The organism is Roseburia sp. OF03-24, from assembly GCF_003463035.1.
Taxonomy (GTDB): Bacteria; Bacillota; Clostridia; order Lachnospirales; family Lachnospiraceae; genus Roseburia; species Roseburia rectibacter.
Map to the genome: position 1 here is coordinate 22307 of NZ_QSCK01000011.1, position 15600 is coordinate 37906.

Consider the following 15600-nt stretch of genomic DNA (forward strand, 5'->3'; position numbering starts at 1 on the left):
TTCCTCCTTGAAATCAGCGATGTCCTTAGATCATCGCATAATATTTCAGGGCAGCCTTGATAGCATCTTCTTTCTCTTTCGGGCATTGTGGAACTCTTGCATTTTCCGATTTTGGAAGATTATAGTTTTCTCCCACTTCAATTCCACATTTGCGTTTTACCTGAGAAATATATAAACTTGAAACCTTCAAGCCAAATTCTTTCAGCACATAATCTTTGATTTCCTGATAGGTTGCTTTCAACTCGGCACTGGTGGCATCCAGCTCATCCAGGTCCAGGTCGATCTCTATGGTGTCATCCAGCTTTTGTCGGGACAAAAGAACTACCGTTTCAACGGTATTCCCTTTGTCCCACAAAAGCTCCGTAACTTCCCCGCCATCCTTGAACACCGGAAAGTTCAGACCAATCCGCTTTAGCGGATATTCAGACTCGTCATTCCTGTAAATTTCAATTTCCTTAATCAAGGCTGTGACCACATTTCTCTTTTCTTCGTCATTTATTATATTATAAACGCAGTCGAAATTCACCATGATTTTGTAAATATTCTCAAGAGTAATTGCCTGCTGCTTAATTGCATCTCGCCGAAGTCTGGCATCTTCGATTTTTTCCTCCAGCTCAACAATGACATCATATAGGGAATCTAACCGCAAGGTCATATCATGGAGCTTTCGTTCCCGGTATTTTGCATCAGCAGGGAGACTGTCAATTTCCCGTTCCAATCTTGTTTTATTCAGATCAACTTCCTTCAGCTTTATCTGATAACCCTCCAATTCTTTATCCACTGCTTTCGTGTCAATCTGAACGCCAATCCGTTTTTTAATGGCTTGGGCATATTCCTCATTCCTTACGATCTCACGAATTGCCTCAATGACCATCGGTTCAATATCGGTCTTTTTCAGCATTGCCTTATATTCACAATGCTTACCCCGAACCATCCTATTCCGGCTACATACATAATAGTAAATTTCTTTGTAAGTGCCATCTTTATTTGTCCATGCGTGTTTATTCGTATACATGGGACTTCCACAAACCGGGCATTTCAGCAGACCGGATAACAAATGAACTCGATCCCGCCCAATTTTTGACGGTTGCTTTACTCCGGTTCTAAGACGCTTGGCATGAGCCTTTTCCCATACCTCCTCACTAACGATTCCTTTATGCTGTCCCTCTGTCAGAATGTAATCGTCATTTCTTTTCATCTGGTAATCGTTTTTTGTGCCTTTGACTTTTTCCTTCGTTCTCCGTCCATAAGCAATTTTACCGCAATAAACCGGGTTATCCAATATCAGTTTAATAAAATGTCCTGTCCAATCCTCTAATGTGCCATTCTGCCTCGGAATTTTCCGTATACCTTGTAAGTTCAACTGATTCGCAATACCACCCAAACCGATTTCCGATGAAGTATATAATTCAAAAATCTTCCGTATTGCCACAGCCTCTGTTTCTTCAATCATCAGCTTGTTATCTTCCAGTGTATATCCGTAGGGAGCAAAGCCACCATTCCATCCACCCTGCCGTGCCTTTTCGCGCCGCCCGTTCATCGTCTGCTCGATAATATTCTCACGCTCAATCTCAGCCACAGCAGATAGTACAGAAATCAAAAGTTTTCCGCTTGTCTGAGAGGAATCAATCCCTTCTTCTATGCAAATCAGATTTACACCATAAGATTGAACCAACTCCAAAGAGTTAAGTATATCTGCTGCATTACGACCAAACCGTGACAGCTTATACACTAAAATATAGTCAATGTCCAAGCCATCCTCAATATCTCTGAGCATTTTTTGAAAGGCAGGCCGTCCCTCAATGGATTTACCGGATTTACCGGCATCTTCATAAGTATCAACAACGATCATTTCCTCACGATCCGCAAATCGTGTCAGCATATTTTTTTGACCTTCCAGGCTGTATCCGTCCACTTGCATCTCTGTGCTGACCCTCGGATACAAAACACAGCGTTTTCCATATCGGTTCATAATTCATACCTCCAAAATTTACTTTTGGAAAATATCCTATGTAAAGCTGCGATTCTCACGCAGCTCCGTCAACCTCGCCCAGCACTCTCATACCATATTTCTCGATGATATGTGCCAGCGAAGTGATAAACGCTTCAAATTTTTGTTCCGCCAGAAGTTCTTCTGACCGGATTTCATCTGAAGGAATCAATGCGCTTTTATTCTGGATATTCTCCATTCAGAATCACCTCCGCAATTCCTAACGAAATTATAACTCTACTTGCACAGCCTGAAAATGATACGGCCTTTCGGCACTTTTATGTAATCCCCAGACTGCACAAGAGCGTCTTGTTTATGTTTTCCATGTCATCCTTGTTTAGATGACCAATATAGTTTTTTAACCTCGACTTGTCGATTGTTCTGATCTGTTCTAGCATAACAACAGATGGTTTCACCAAACCGCATCTGTCATTTAAGTGGTAATGCGTGGGGAACTTTCTGCTTTTTTTGCTTACACTGGTAATTGCTGCAATAATAATCGTAGGACTGAAACAATTTCCCACATTATTTTGAAGAATGAGTACAGGACGAGAGCCACTTTGTTCAGATCCGATACCAGGGCTTAAATCAGCCGAATATATGTCACCTCGATGGAATTTTTCAAACATCACTCTCGCCTCCTTAATATCTTAATACTTAAATAGCCGCACCAGTCTGAAAGAAATCTTCGGATAAAAACCTGGTGCGGCTACTGTTATTCTGTTCGGATTACTCGTCATATTTGCCACGCCCCCTGACGATGGGAACACAACAGGTCTCCGCTGGCGCGGCTGTCATAACTCCGCAGCATCGTTCGTATCGTGTGCCGCAGGGTTCCCCCCAAGTCTTTGGCGGGCCGTGAGGAAGTATCTTTAAGCCCCCATGCAGTCATCGCGCCAAATCTGCCACAATCCGTTTTATGAAATCGTAGATCGCTCCGAAGCAGTTCTTTCATCACCTCCCTGACTGCTCCATCTTCGCGGCGTTTCATATTCGCTCGTACATGGGTTATGTACCTGTTGTGCTGTCTATTCGATTGTCAATGTACTGATGAAGGAGGAAAACTTGTCCTTCTTATTAACACTGACAAAAAAGGCAAAAAACAGGCGCATCAAATGAAATTTTATCAAAAATATTTTACAAGCTGCTTTAATCCACGGCGGATACTGTCTCGGACACGGCTTGGGTCTACACCTTCTACTTCGGCAATTTCATTTACCGTCATTCCCAGATAGTATCGGGCATAAATTCGCTTTGCCTGTTTCTCCGGCAGCTTCATCACAGCGGCATAGACCTGCTCCTGAAACTGTTTTTCCTCCAGAAGCATCTCCGGTGTCTGGTGCTTCATCAGAATCGCATTTTCAATGCCGTTGTCGCAGTCCAGGGAGTAGTACGCCTTATAGCGATACATCCTCCGGTCATAAGCAGCTTCCGCACGTTCAGCTGCTCGAATAGTCTCCATTACTTCCTCTGTCACATCTACAAAAAAGTCTGTTGTATAAACATTAGGATAAAGTTCCCGAAGGTTAATTTTCTTCATTATGTACCTCCATTTCGATTCACGGGTGATTGACGGGTGAATCGAATGGAGGCGGAGACCGACACCGGCAGACAACCGGGTCATCTCCGAAAAAATGGCAACAAAAAACGCCAGATTTCCGTGAGGGAAAACTGGCGCGCCAAGAACAGCCATTATTATACTGAATTACATGGAACGATAATGCCGATGCAATGTTATACTTGCCCGGAGGAGGAGCAATGCTTTTTTTAACTGATGTAGATCATGTGAGCTTTGAAAAAGCAAACGAGACACGGCAAAATAACCTCCAATCGGCTACCGTGTCCCTGCAAGTCGTTATAGGTTTGTGTAAACGCAAAGAAACGGCGGCTCTGATTTCTCAAAACCGCCGCCAAAGTAAGTAGAGTAAGCGCACAAAATCAACCTGCCCAGCTACGGTTTTTTTCTTTCCCCATTGGGCGGGGCAGGCTCTCGTCGTATATTGAAATAAAAAAGGACCGATAACCACAAGTGAATTTACCTTGTGTATTATCGGCTCTGCGTCTGTGCGTCTGGCTCTTGAACGATGGATAAATTTAGTTTTCTTACCGTAATCAGGGTTTCATGTTTGCATTTAGGACAATATAACGGAAAGTTTTCCAGTACTGTATCATCGCGGATTTTCAATCGCGTTTTGCTGCCGCAAAAGGGGCATAAAATCCATTCTATCTTCATGTTATCTTCCTCTGTGCTTGGCTTTCTTCTTTTCCTGCCGTATGGCAAACTGACGGTCTTTCTCAGCCTCTTTCTGCTCACGGCTCTTGGTTTTCCGTTCCAGCTTACATTGCTCATGCTGGAGTTTCAACGCCTGCTGTGCCTTTGTGCCAATGCCTTTATCTTGCAGTTGACTTTGAATTTCGCGCTGCATTCGTTTGGGATTGATTTTTCGCTCTATGACTACTTCGATCTGGATCGGGGGACTGAATTTCAATTTATGCCAATTCTTCAGCAGAAAATCATAGACCTCATACTATACTTAATTCTATTTTCTATTTCTCGACACTAATAACTCTCTGTGCCCACTCACGATAAAATGCTTCTTCATGTGATACGAGCAATACAGTACCCGCAAAATCCATAAGAGCTGATTTCAATGCTTCCTTTGCCTGAACATCCAGATGATTTGTGGGTTCGTCCATAATTAGAAAATTGCAGGGAATCAGTGTTAGCAAACACATTTTTACTTTCGCCTGCTCACCTCCACTTAATGTTCCAATCGCTTGCATTGCGTGCTTACTGGAAATTCCACACCGGGCTAAATGTTTGCGAACATCTTTTATGACCATATCAGGATGGACATTGGAAACAATTTGAATTGGTGTCTGTTCAGGTTCGTCCCATATTAAGTCCTGCTCAAAATATCCAAGGGTAACTTGATCGGAAAATTTGAAATGACCTTGCATGGACGGGATTTGTCCAATTAATGTCTTGAGCAAAGTAGATTTCCCAATTCCATTAAAGCCAGTGATAACAACTTTTTGCCCGCCTTTTATGCTAAAATCAATATCTGATAGAACTGGATAGTGATAACCAACTGCCAGATGTTTGACCAGCAGATGCTCCGTATTTGTCAGCGGTAAAACAGGAAAATGAAAATGAGGAATAATCTCTTTCTGTTCCAAAGCCTCCATTTTGTCCATTCGATCAAGCTGTTTTTGTCGCCCTCTCGCCATTTTTGCTTTTCGTCCAGCAATATTTTTCCTAATAAACTCCTCTGTTTTTTTGATCTCCTTTTGTTGCGCTGAGTATTGACGAATGTAATCTTCCCGCAACAGTGTCTTTTTTCGCAGAAATTCAGAATAAGTGCCATAATACTTTGTTATTGTGTCATTATCTATATCGCAGATACGATTTGCGATTTTATCCAAAAAGTCAAAATCATGGGAAACAACTAAAAAAGCATTTTCCAAAGAGGATAGGTATTCCGCCAGCCATGCAACATGATCTTTATCAAGAAAATTTGTCGGCTCATCTAATAGCAATACATCTGGTTTTTCAAGCAGTAGCTTTGCCAAAATCACTTTTGCTCGCTGGCCGCCACTCATTTCAGCAATCGGACGGTCAAGGCCAATCGCAAGAAGTCCTAACCCATTGGCGACACGATCAATAGCGGTATCTATCGAATAAAAGTCATGGGCTTCAAGCTGTTCCTGATAACGGGCGGCCAGTTCAAGGCTTTTCATATCACCGTCAGCAGCTTTTTCATAGAGCTGCAACGCCTGTGCCTCCATTTCAAATAACTTTGTGAAAGCGGATTTGAGAAATTCTTTCATCGTTAAGGTATGGTCGATTTCCGCATATTGGTCTAAATAGCCAATCGTAGTATTCGGTTGCCAGACAATGCGCCCGCTGTCTGGTATGATCTGCTCTGTACAGATTTTGATTAAAGTGCTTTTGCCGGTTCCGTTCTGCCCGACAATGCCAATATGTTCTCCTTTATTGAGTGTGAAGCCTGCATTTTTGTAAAGCAGGTTTTCACCAAAAGAATGTGTTAGTCCTTCAATTTCTAATAAGCTCATTTTAAAAAAACCTTTCTTAATATATTTGGAAAAAAGAAAAGGCAGAAAGCAGAGATACACAAGTGTATCCGCCTTCTGCCTTTGGCATAGCAACGCCAAAAACAAAAGGCTATGGACAAAACATTGTCCATAGCCTCGTACACATTATAACTGCATGGAAAGCCATTTTCTCAAAATGGGTATAAAATCCCCTTTATGGCTTCCCGATGAAATCGAAATGCGTCATTTATACGCTATACTCTGCACAATGTTTCATCGGTTTGGATTGTACAGAGTTGATTTTCTTTTTACGCTGATCGGTTAAATGAAAGTTCATATCTTGCTCCCCTTTGGAGATATATTTTTATATAGAATAGCACAAACATTCTTCTTTGTCAATCTTATGAAATAATATATCATGTAATATCAAATCATATTACATTGCCTACGCTAACAAAAAAATTGAAGAACTGGACACCCGACGCCAGACCATTTCAAAGGCAATCGCTGAATTGAGCGTTGAAATCATATCTCCCCAGCAGATAAAGAAGTTATCCTATTATCTCGACAACTGGGACAGCATAGATTTTGACGACAAAAGAAAAGCCGCCGATGGTTTGATCTCTACGATCAAGGCCACCAGCGACCGTGTTCAGATAGAGTGGAAAATCTGACATTTCTGCTCTATCGCCCCTCATTTCTATTTTATCTTGTTTGTACCCCTTGTACACCGATGTTTTCTTCACTCAAAGATAGCTTTACAAAATACACCTCTAAGGCTACTACAATAGGTAGGGCGCAAGGTCTTATGCAGAAGCACTTTGAGACCTTGCGCCCTCTGTTATTCTACCCTAAAAATACTTTGCCAGCTGCTTCAGACCACGCCGGATGCTGTCACGGATACGGCTTGGATCTACACCTTCTACTTCGGCAATTTCATTTACCGTCATTCCCAGATAGTATCGGGCATAGATCCGCTTGGCCTGCTTCTCCGGCAGAGCCATCACTGCGGCATAAAGCTTCTCCCGCAGCTGCTTTTCCTCCAGAAGCATTTCCGGTGTCTGGGGCTTCGTCAGAATCGCATTTTCAATGCCATTGTCACAGTCCAAGGAGTAATGCGCTTTATAGCGATACATCCTCCGGTCATAGGCAGCTTCTGCACGCTCGGCAGCTCGGATCGTCTCCAGCACATCTTCGGTTACTTCTACAAAGTGATCGTTTTTGTAAACATCGGGATATAAGTCCTTAAGATTGACTTTCTTCATTATGTACCTCCATTTCGATTCACGGGCGATTGACGAGTGAATCGAAAGGAGGAGGGGATCGACAACGACATACTTCGGGAGCTTTCCCGAAAAATCGACAATAAAAAGCGCCAGCTCCCCGCAATGGGAAACTGGCGCAACAAAAATGACTATGATTCTTCTGCTTTAGTAGGAATGATAATGCCGATAAGTAGTCATATCTCCCCGGAGGAGGAGCAAGACTTTTTTTAATTGGTGCAGCTCATGAGTGCTATGAATGACGAAAATTGACATGGCGGTATCCTCCTATATACCGCCCTCCTGATCGCATGAGCATCGTCGAAAAAGAAACGGCGGCTCTGAAATATGTTATTTCAAAACCGCCGTAAGGCCACTGTATTTTGTTTTGGCGCATAAATACCCAGCCGCCGAAACAACGGTTTTTTTTATTCCCGTTGGGCGACTTTTTTCTTTTAGATTGTTTTGAGTTCCCGACTATAATAAGCTATACCTGCAATTACAATAAGGGCTATACCTGATCCAATCATAATCCACTGCAAGGGAAGAATATCAGCCAAAGGGCCAAACATAGCCATACCAATCGGTAAAAAGCCAGCATACATCGTGCCAAGTAATCCAAATACACGCCCCTGCATAGAGGTGTCCGTTTTTTCTTGTAACATAGTGGTAATTGCTGTTTGCACCATTGTTAATGCGACTCCATAACATACCATTAGGCCAAGGTAAAAAATAAAATTCTTTGAAAAGCCCATTCCGATTGCAAAAGAGCCAAACGCAAAAAGTCCAACTGACAAAGTTTTTCCTCGGTGCTTAAAACCTCCCCATGTACTCATAATAACTCCGCCTGCCATCATACCTGCGAACCCTACTACTTCCACTGCGGTAAGATACCAGTAAGTATCACCGAATACTCGCCGAACAAGAAGTCCTGCAAGATAGCCTGCTGGAACACAAAAGAAAGTGAATAGTCCGTAGATGATTAAAAGCTTTCCAATTAGTTTGTCTGCAAAAGCGTATTTGACGCCAATTTTCATGTCAGAAAAGACGCTGGCCTTCTCAATGGAAGTATTTTGTTTCGGAAGTGCCAAGCAGGACAATAGGCCCGTTCCCAAGATCGCCGTTACAATGTCTATCATAAGCGTCATTCTCAATGTGCTGATTGCAAAAACTGCACCTGCCGCCGCTGGAGCCGCAAAATTAACAATAGACTGCATTGTTGCATTGATGCCGTTGTACCGCATAAGCTGATCTTCCGGGACAAGCTGTGGGATAACGGCATTGACTGCTGGAGTTTGTATTCCTGCCCCCAAGGATCGTATGACCGACATAACAAGCAAACCGCCGAGCAAAGCAGGCTCCGATGAAATATGCGGAATTGCCAATACCATTACGAAAGTGACCAATGCAATCAGCAGATCTGCGCCTATAATCAATTTTTTCCTGTGGTATCGGTCTGCCCATACGCCGCCTATAAATGAAATGAGAAATTGCGGCAGATAGGAACAGACTGTAAATGCAGCCACCCACACGCCGCTGGATGTTTGCATGGTTGCATACCAAACGAGCGCCATTTGAACAAGCGTAGAGCCAAAGAGTGTGATACATTGACTGGTTAAGAAAAGGAGTATTCTTTTCTGCCAGCCGGTGCGTTGCGTGTCATCCATGTTGTATATCCTCCTGTTTTTTAGGAGGGAGCACAAAGCGCTGCGTGGGATAGCCAAACTCTGTCAGCAATTCTTTTTCGGCAAAACCAAGTTGCAATAGCATATCTCGATGCCCTGTATCGGCCTTGTCCTGTTCTCGAAAGGTTGTTGTGCTGATTTCCTGCCCTGGAAGATATGTTTCCAATAAGGCATCCAAGAATAACTTTTGAAGTCCGCGATTTCGATATTGCGGATGTACGCCAAGAAATTCTATACTGCCTGGAGAATAGGTAAATGCCATCGCTCCAATGAGAATATCTCCCTCCCTTAGCACAAGCGCACGCTTTTCGTCAATACTTTCTTCCAGCTTAGCTAAGTAGTCATCTTCATCCATTACAGGATACCCATCAATAACAAGCCGCATTAAGTTCATCCAATCGACAATATCTTTCTTTTCTGCTAACCGAATATCCTGTATTGTAAATTCCATAGCCGTCGTTCTTCGATGTAAAATGAACCGCAACTGCAAAGGATAAAAGCTCCGTTCTTCACGATACTCCGCAGGCGGCGATTTATACATAGCCTTAAAAGCTAATGAAAACGATTGCTGGCTCTCGTATCCGCAGATAAAAGCAATTTCGATAATAGGTTTATCCGAAAAGACCAGAAGCTTTGCCGCCTCTGTAAGCTGGCGGCGTTGCACATAATCATGAATTGTCATTCCTACGGTTTCGGTAAATAGTCGGTGTAAGTGATATTTTGAATAGTGAACAGCCTCCGCAACCGTTTCTAATTCCAGCTTTCCGTCAAGATGACTTTCGATATAGTCAATGACTGCCTCTATGCTGATGACTGATTGATTGCCCATTTATGTTCCCTCCTTTCCATCAAGCATAATAACAAAATCAAAAAAGATTGTTTTAATAATTATTGCGAATTTTGAAAATCCTCTCTAAATTCAGATGGGTCATTTATTATACTGTAATTATACTTGAAAAACAAATATTAAAAATAGTCTTTGGCTCTCGTTCTACCAAAAATCAGTATAATCATTCCTATCAACCGGCATAATAAGGTTATTCCTTTGTGCAAATCGGCACGATAGAATATATTTGAGGTGAATGATTATGCCGATTGATGATTTAACTGCTTTAGGGCTAAAAATGCGAGAAGCCCGAAAGAATAAAGAGCTAACACAACAGGAGCTATCTGATCTGAGCCATGTTTCTGTAAAGCAAATCGCCAACATTGAAAAAGGGAAAATGAATCCTTCCTATTTGATTTTGAGAGCATTGGCAAAAGTCCTACACATCTCTTTAGATACGCTTATAAATCCAGATATTTCTCTGGAGGATGAGGGTGTCAATCAGATGAAAATGCTTTATTCCAGCTGTCCGCCAGAAATGCGTGACACCCTGTTGCATCACACCCAGGAAACGGTGAAAGAACTGACAGAGTTGTCCGAGAAATTTGAAACGAATTGAGCCAGTGAGTGAAATTTAACGATTCTCTCACTGGTTCTTTTCATTTTCGGAGAAAAGAGGCAAGCAATGCCTGTGTTAATACACACAGGCCCGCAGAGAAGAAAATCCCTCCGTGATTTTCCTCTCCGCTTGCTTGTTGAGGGCAGCGCCCCCAAGCCCCTTTGAACACAGAATTTCATTCTGTGGCTGCGCGTTCTGCGAACGCTTTTGACCAGAACCAGCTTACCGCTGGCCGTGGTCTTTTTCTTTTTCAACATCCTGTTCTACCTCCATTTTCAGCACCCGATCCACATTGGCCTTTGCCGTTAAAAGCTCCCGCATTTCTTCACGGGAGCGCCGGTACTCGGCGTAAGTTTTCTTCTTTTCCTCCAGCAGCTTTGCATACTCGGCTTGCAGGTCTTTGACCTTGGGCAGCTTCTTCACGCCCATCTCATCAAAGGCATTCTTAGCAGCCTGGTGGAGCAGAATTTCTTCCTCATGTTCTTCCCTGAATTTCTTAGAGTAACCCGCCTTGCGGTATGCCACATAGACCTCACGGGTTTTAGCATAATTTACGATGTGAGTACGCAGAACAGCGATCTCTGCCATGCGCTTTTCAGCCGCTTTGATCTGCGCCGAAAGTTCATTGTGATGTGCCGTGGCAGCCGTAGCCTTTTCTTCCAAAACCGCATACTCCAGCAGATCGTTCTCTGACAGGTAATTCATGGTCTGCGCCATTTGCTTCAGATTGAAAACTTTAGCCCATCGCGTATAGCCAGCACCTTTTCCTGCCTGCAATTTTGCCTGAATGTCCACCAGCAGATTGACCTTCGGCGGCTCTGCCTGTGCGACTGTTTTCTTTCGCGGGGTATGTGCTTTCTTCCCGGAGAGAACTGCCCGCAAATCTTCCAATCCATATCCTTCGCCCAGACTGTCCATGCGGGCGGCTTTCTCCCAACCAGAGAGCTTCAGTCGATACGATTTTCCGCGTTTTGAAACTTCACAACCATACTCTTGCAACAGCTTCAGCAGTTCTTCAAAGTCAGCAGGACTTTGTGATAATGCGTTGTCAATCGCCACACGAAGCAGCTCTCGGTGAGAGGGCTTTGCCTGATCGCCCAGCCATTTGTTATAGCTCTTTCCGTGAGGTTTCGGATTCTCTACAATGGACAGTCCATTCTCAATACAGATGGTGTCACTTAGCCGACGAACCGCCTTGGTGCTGCCCCAAAAGTTTCGGAACTTCCGGTCATATTCTAAGCTGACCGATGACCAGATAATGTGATTATGAATGTGCGACTTGTCTATGTGAGTGCAAACCACAAAGGCATGATTGCCTTTGGTAAAACGCCTTGCAAATTCTACGCCCAGACGGTTGGCTTCTTCCGGGGTAATCTCACCGGGGCGGAAGGACTGGCGCACATGATAGGCAATCACATCATCCGCTCCGCGCACTCGTCCGGTAGCAACAATATACTGCCGCTTTGCTAAAAGAAACTCCGCATCAACCGTTCTGCTGTCACACGCATAACCGGTAATGAGTTTGCCGTTATCTGTTTTCTTTGGGTTTGCCACATAGTCGATGATGTCACTGATTGCCCGACTCTCTGTGCGACCCTTGCCAACATGAAGCGGCATGATTCTTGTAGTTGCCATAATAGAAGGCCCTCCTCTCATAAATATTTTTGTTTTCGCTGAACTCTTTGCTTCTATCGTTGCAATAGCTTTCTCCGCTGGGTATAATAATAAAAGATATTCTACAACCTCAAAGGAGGGATTTTATGATAGAACAGCTCATTGCCGAAGCAACGGAATGTGATTTCAAAGTTGCTCTCGAAACAAAAAAGCCAAAAAGCTGGTTAAAAAGTGTCAGTGCCTTTTCCAATGGAATCGGCGGCACTCTGTTTTTCGGAGTCTCTGATGACCGGGAGCCTATCGGCTTGTCCGATGTTCAAAAGGATGCTGAAGCGATCAGCCGCTTAATCAAAGAACGTATCACACCATTACCGCAGTTTATCTTAAAGCCATTGCAGGAAGATGGTAAAAACCTGTTGGCTCTGGAGGTTTCTCCTGGCCGCAGCACCCCATACTATTACAAGGCAGACGGAGTGATGGAAGCATATATCCGTGTTGGAAATGAAAGCGTAATTGCACCGGATTACATTGTGAATGAACTGATCTTAAAGGGAACCAATCAGTCCTTTGACACCTTAACAACAGAAGCTGTGAAAAAGGATTACAGCTTCACACTCCTGGAGGCAACCTATCTGGAACGAACCGGTCTCCGCTTTGAGCCTTCCGATTATGTCTCCTTTGGTTTGGCTGACAAAAATGGGTTCTTGACCAATGCCGGAAAGCTCATGACCGATCAGCACACAGTTTATAACTCCCGTATGTTCTGTACCCGGTGGAATGGCTTGGAAAAAGGCTCTATCTTTGATGATGCGCTGGACGATAAAGAATACGAAGGGAATCTGATTTATCTACTGAAAAGCGGCAGTGAATTTATTCGCAATAATTCCAAAGTCCGTTTTGTCAAAGAGGCACAGTATCGTGTAGACAAGCCGGATTATGCTGAACGAGCTGTGACAGAGGCTCTTGTCAATGCGCTTATCCATCGTGATTATATTGTGCTTGGCAGCGAAATCCATATTGATATGTTTGATGATCGGGTGGAAATCACATCTCCGGGCGGTATGTTTGGCGGTGGATCAATTCAAGAATATGATATTTACAGTATCCGTTCCATGCGACGAAACCCTGTGATTGCTGACCTGTTCCACCGCATGAAGTACATGGAACGCCGTGGAAGTGGCCTGCGCAAAATCGTCAGTGAAACCGAAAAGCTGCCTGGATACACAGCGGCATATAAGCCTGAATTTTCCTCAACAGCGACAGATTTCAGAGTTATTTTGAAAAATGTGAATTACCATCTTAGTCAGAAAGACTTAGTCAGTGACCAAGATTGTGACCAAGTTAGTGATCAAGATAAATCACAGGACATCCTACACGCAGTCTTGGATTTTTGTATAACAGAAAAAAGCAAACAAGAAATTTGCTCGTTTATTGGTTATCGAAATCTCACTTATTTTACAAGAAAATATTTGAATCCTCTACTGGCAAGTGGCCAGCTTAAAATGACTATTCCAGATAAGCCAAACAGTCGAAAACAAAAATATATTACAGTTCGTTCCGAATAAACAGAGAAGCAGGGCATTGGGTCTCATCTCCCATTGTCCTGCTACTTTTCATTCTAAATTATATTCACATCATTTACCCATACACCCAATCCTGGATTGCAAATTTCAAACTCTGTACCTTGCCCAGCAGCCAGATCGCAGCCAGCGGCAGCCCCATCGGGCTAATCAAAAATGCCATAACCAGCAAAATCACACCATTCTGCGGGGAATAGGTAATCAGCACAGCCACACCAAGCAGAGCAATTATCGTGCTTAGTAGACCAAGCACCAGACCGGATATGTAGATCAGCCCCGTGCAGAGCCAGACAAAAAGCGTCAACACCAAAACGACCGGTGCAGTTACGATCATCAGCAGACATTTCAAAATCTTCATTCCTGTTCCTCCTTCCAACGCTCCAGATACTGTTTGCATAGGGCATCCGCTTCTCTCTCATCATCTTCCGTCACTTCCCGTTTTCCTTTGGTCAGTTCAATCTCCAGATAAGTCCGGTAATCATCGGCTAAGAGGTCGAACAGTTCCTTGGGAGTATGGCACACCTCGCCAGAGCAATAGTGAAAATCTTGGTCAAATTCAACTCTTACACATCCATGGCGGCTGATATAAACTTCTATGGTCTCGTCTGCGGTTAGGTAATCCGCAAAAATCTCCAGCACCTTTTCAAAGGTCAGCATCTGTTTTCACTCCTTTGCTACGCTTCTTATTCTACTCATATTATCCGGTACAGACAGGCAAAAGACAAGGATACAGACAAAAAGAAAAAGCGGAGGAAGGTGCGGCGAAGAAACGCCGTTCCTCCCTCCGCAAATGGAGTATCTATCCCTGTTATGAAAGTTTGGAGAGTTGGGTAAGGATTTCCTTCACACCCTCCCACAGTTGTTCCTGCCGCTGGGATATATCCTCCAAGTCAGCATTATAAACCCGCCCGGTCTCATGCACTTTGCGGGTCAGCTGGTTCAAGTTGTTGCTGCTTCGGCGCATCAGGGAGACCAACTCCTTCATCTCTGGCAGTTCCAGCTTGACCACATAACCATCCAGCGCCATTTTCCGCAGATAAGCGCTCAAATTCTCTGTCCCGTATTGCTGCATCTTTTGATGGATCAGTTCCAGTTCTTCTGCGGACACCCAAAACAAAACCGGCACATCCCGCTTGCGCTTTGCCAGGGTTATCGCTCCGGCTCCCGTTTTTTCGGGGCGGCAGACTTATGGGCGGGCAGCTCCTGTTTGAGCTTATCCCGTACTGAGGGACGGGACGGTTCCAGTTTTTCTCTCTGGGTACGGCTGCGCTGCTGTTCTTCACGCACCAGATCAATAAAACCATCCAGCACAGCAGGGTGGCTGTTTAAGGCATAACCACAACGGACGGTTTCTGGATTATCGTTGGGAATGGTCTTGGCCCATTCTTTGTTGCGTCGGGAGTAACGCCCATCCCAGTCCTGAAGCTGGACCGTGTTAGACAGAACCATGGACACACGCTCCATGCCATAGGTCTCGATCACACCCTTTGCCGCATCGTGGCTGAGATACATTCCGTCGAAGTGCTCCCGCACCGCCGCTTCAATAGACTCTTTGCATTGGCGATTTACATTGTTGGAAGCTCGGTACTGCTCCAGCTCCCCATGTTCTCTCGCATAGGCAGCTGAATGGGGATAGATCGGTGTTGTTCGCAGTTCCTCTTTAGCTCTGCACACATCGTCGGCACGGTTCTCAATACTGTCCCGGATCACATCCATATAGCCGGTCTCCAGCTTTTCAAAATAGCGGTACACATCCGCCAATGGAGAGGGAGATTCCAAAAGTGCCTTGGCCTGGGCGTCGGTCAGCTCCAGCTCCTCCATCGCCATCACAATGTCCTCGCGGATGGTGTACTCATAGGCATGGTTTAAGACTTCTTCCGGGGGCTGGCTTTTCAACCAGTCCCTGTATTTTTCCTGTTCGGCAGCCATCTTTTCATAAAGGGCTGTATTCAGATCGTTAGTATTCAT

At 44.2% G+C, this 15600-nt stretch carries 17 protein-coding genes and 1 pseudogene; 3 read left to right on the forward strand and 15 right to left on the reverse strand.

What is annotated here, in order from left to right; translation table 11 throughout:
• Nucleotides 1-25 precede the first annotated feature (25 nt).
• From DXA60_RS07055 to DXA60_RS07100, 8 genes and pseudogenes are all read right to left on the reverse strand, one after another.
• Nucleotides 26-1972 carry a recombinase family protein gene (locus tag DXA60_RS07055; protein ID WP_117920627.1) on the reverse strand — a complete coding sequence of 649 codons (1947 nt, stop codon included), beginning with the start codon at nt 1970-1972 and terminating at the stop codon, nt 26-28.
• Between the two features lie 55 nt (nt 1973-2027).
• A complete protein-coding gene (locus tag DXA60_RS18860) occupies nt 2028-2189 on the reverse strand; it encodes a hypothetical protein (protein WP_004797315.1) in 162 nt (53 codons plus the stop codon).
• Nucleotides 2190-2268: 79 nt separating this feature from the next.
• Complete coding sequence (locus DXA60_RS07060) at nt 2269-2619, reverse strand: type II toxin-antitoxin system PemK/MazF family toxin (RefSeq protein WP_002576184.1); 351 nt, start codon at nt 2617-2619, stop codon at nt 2269-2271.
• Nucleotides 2620-3116: 497 nt separating this feature from the next.
• Complete coding sequence (locus DXA60_RS07070) at nt 3117-3530, reverse strand: sigma-70 family RNA polymerase sigma factor (RefSeq protein ID WP_117920629.1); 414 nt, start codon at nt 3528-3530, stop codon at nt 3117-3119.
• A gap of 507 nt (nt 3531-4037) precedes the next feature.
• Nucleotides 4038-4223 carry a cysteine-rich KTR domain-containing protein gene (locus DXA60_RS07080; RefSeq protein ID WP_117510411.1) on the reverse strand — a complete coding sequence of 62 codons (186 nt, stop codon included), beginning with the start codon at nt 4221-4223 and terminating at the stop codon, nt 4038-4040.
• 1 nt (nt 4224) lies between these two features.
• A pseudogene (locus DXA60_RS07085) lies at nt 4225-4518 on the reverse strand (YjdF family protein); the annotation flags it as partial.
• 19 nt (nt 4519-4537) lie between these two features.
• Nucleotides 4538-6067, reverse strand: coding sequence for an ABC-F family ATP-binding cassette domain-containing protein (locus DXA60_RS07090; protein WP_005342725.1), 1530 nt, complete (start codon nt 6065-6067; stop codon nt 4538-4540).
• Between the two features lie 830 nt (nt 6068-6897).
• Nucleotides 6898-7311, reverse strand: a complete 414-nt coding sequence (locus DXA60_RS07100) for a sigma-70 family RNA polymerase sigma factor (protein ID WP_025580923.1) — start codon at nt 7309-7311, stop codon at nt 6898-6900.
• Nucleotides 7312-7347: 36 nt separating this feature from the next.
• On the opposite strand from DXA60_RS07100, the gene DXA60_RS18980 reads away from it, so the two are divergent.
• Nucleotides 7348-7542, forward strand: a complete 195-nt coding sequence (locus DXA60_RS18980) for a hypothetical protein (protein WP_117920630.1) — start codon at nt 7348-7350, stop codon at nt 7540-7542.
• Nucleotides 7543-7763: 221 nt separating this feature from the next.
• Here DXA60_RS18980 and DXA60_RS07110 read toward each other — a convergent pair whose 3' ends face one another.
• The gene (locus DXA60_RS07110; RefSeq protein ID WP_117639753.1) at nt 7764-8975 is read right to left on the reverse strand and encodes an MFS transporter; all 1212 of its coding nucleotides are present in this window, start codon (nt 8973-8975) and stop codon (nt 7764-7766) included.
• Nucleotides 8968-9822 (reverse strand): GNAT family N-acetyltransferase, encoded by an 855-nt coding sequence (locus tag DXA60_RS07115; protein WP_117552926.1) that lies wholly within the window; start codon nt 9820-9822, stop codon nt 8968-8970. Before DXA60_RS07115 ends, DXA60_RS07110 begins: the two co-directional genes overlap by 8 nt.
• Nucleotides 9823-10081: 259 nt before the next feature.
• Here DXA60_RS07115 and DXA60_RS07120 point away from each other — a divergent pair, with 259 nt between their 5' ends.
• The gene (locus DXA60_RS07120; protein ID WP_117920631.1) at nt 10082-10438 is read left to right on the forward strand and encodes a helix-turn-helix domain-containing protein; all 357 of its coding nucleotides are present in this window, start codon (nt 10082-10084) and stop codon (nt 10436-10438) included.
• A 222-nt stretch (nt 10439-10660) separates the two neighbouring features.
• Here DXA60_RS07120 and DXA60_RS07130 read toward each other — a convergent pair whose 3' ends face one another.
• On the reverse strand, nt 10661-12073 hold the full coding sequence (locus DXA60_RS07130; protein WP_117920633.1) for a relaxase/mobilization nuclease domain-containing protein: 1413 nt from the start codon (nt 12071-12073) through the stop codon (nt 10661-10663).
• 125 nt (nt 12074-12198) lie between these two features.
• Here DXA60_RS07130 and DXA60_RS07140 point away from each other — a divergent pair, with 125 nt between their 5' ends.
• Nucleotides 12199-13617, forward strand: coding sequence for an ATP-binding protein (locus tag DXA60_RS07140; protein WP_117920635.1), 1419 nt, complete (start codon nt 12199-12201; stop codon nt 13615-13617).
• Between the two features lie 73 nt (nt 13618-13690).
• On the opposite strand, the gene DXA60_RS07145 is transcribed toward DXA60_RS07140, so the two are convergent.
• The 4 genes from DXA60_RS07145 to DXA60_RS07165 form a co-directional block, all read right to left on the reverse strand.
• Nucleotides 13691-13990 (reverse strand): CD1845 family protein, encoded by a 300-nt coding sequence (locus tag DXA60_RS07145; protein ID WP_117920636.1) that lies wholly within the window; start codon nt 13988-13990, stop codon nt 13691-13693.
• On the reverse strand, nt 13987-14289 hold the full coding sequence (locus DXA60_RS07150; RefSeq protein WP_117920637.1) for a hypothetical protein: 303 nt from the start codon (nt 14287-14289) through the stop codon (nt 13987-13989). The genes DXA60_RS07145 and DXA60_RS07150 overlap by 4 nt, the downstream gene beginning before the upstream one ends.
• A 151-nt stretch (nt 14290-14440) precedes the next feature.
• Nucleotides 14441-14785 carry a plasmid mobilization protein gene (locus DXA60_RS07160; RefSeq protein WP_442969711.1) on the reverse strand — a complete coding sequence of 115 codons (345 nt, stop codon included), beginning with the start codon at nt 14783-14785 and terminating at the stop codon, nt 14441-14443.
• Nucleotides 14782-15600, reverse strand: coding sequence for a DUF3849 domain-containing protein (locus tag DXA60_RS07165; protein ID WP_117920638.1), 819 nt, complete (start codon nt 15598-15600; stop codon nt 14782-14784). The genes DXA60_RS07160 and DXA60_RS07165 overlap by 4 nt, the downstream gene beginning before the upstream one ends.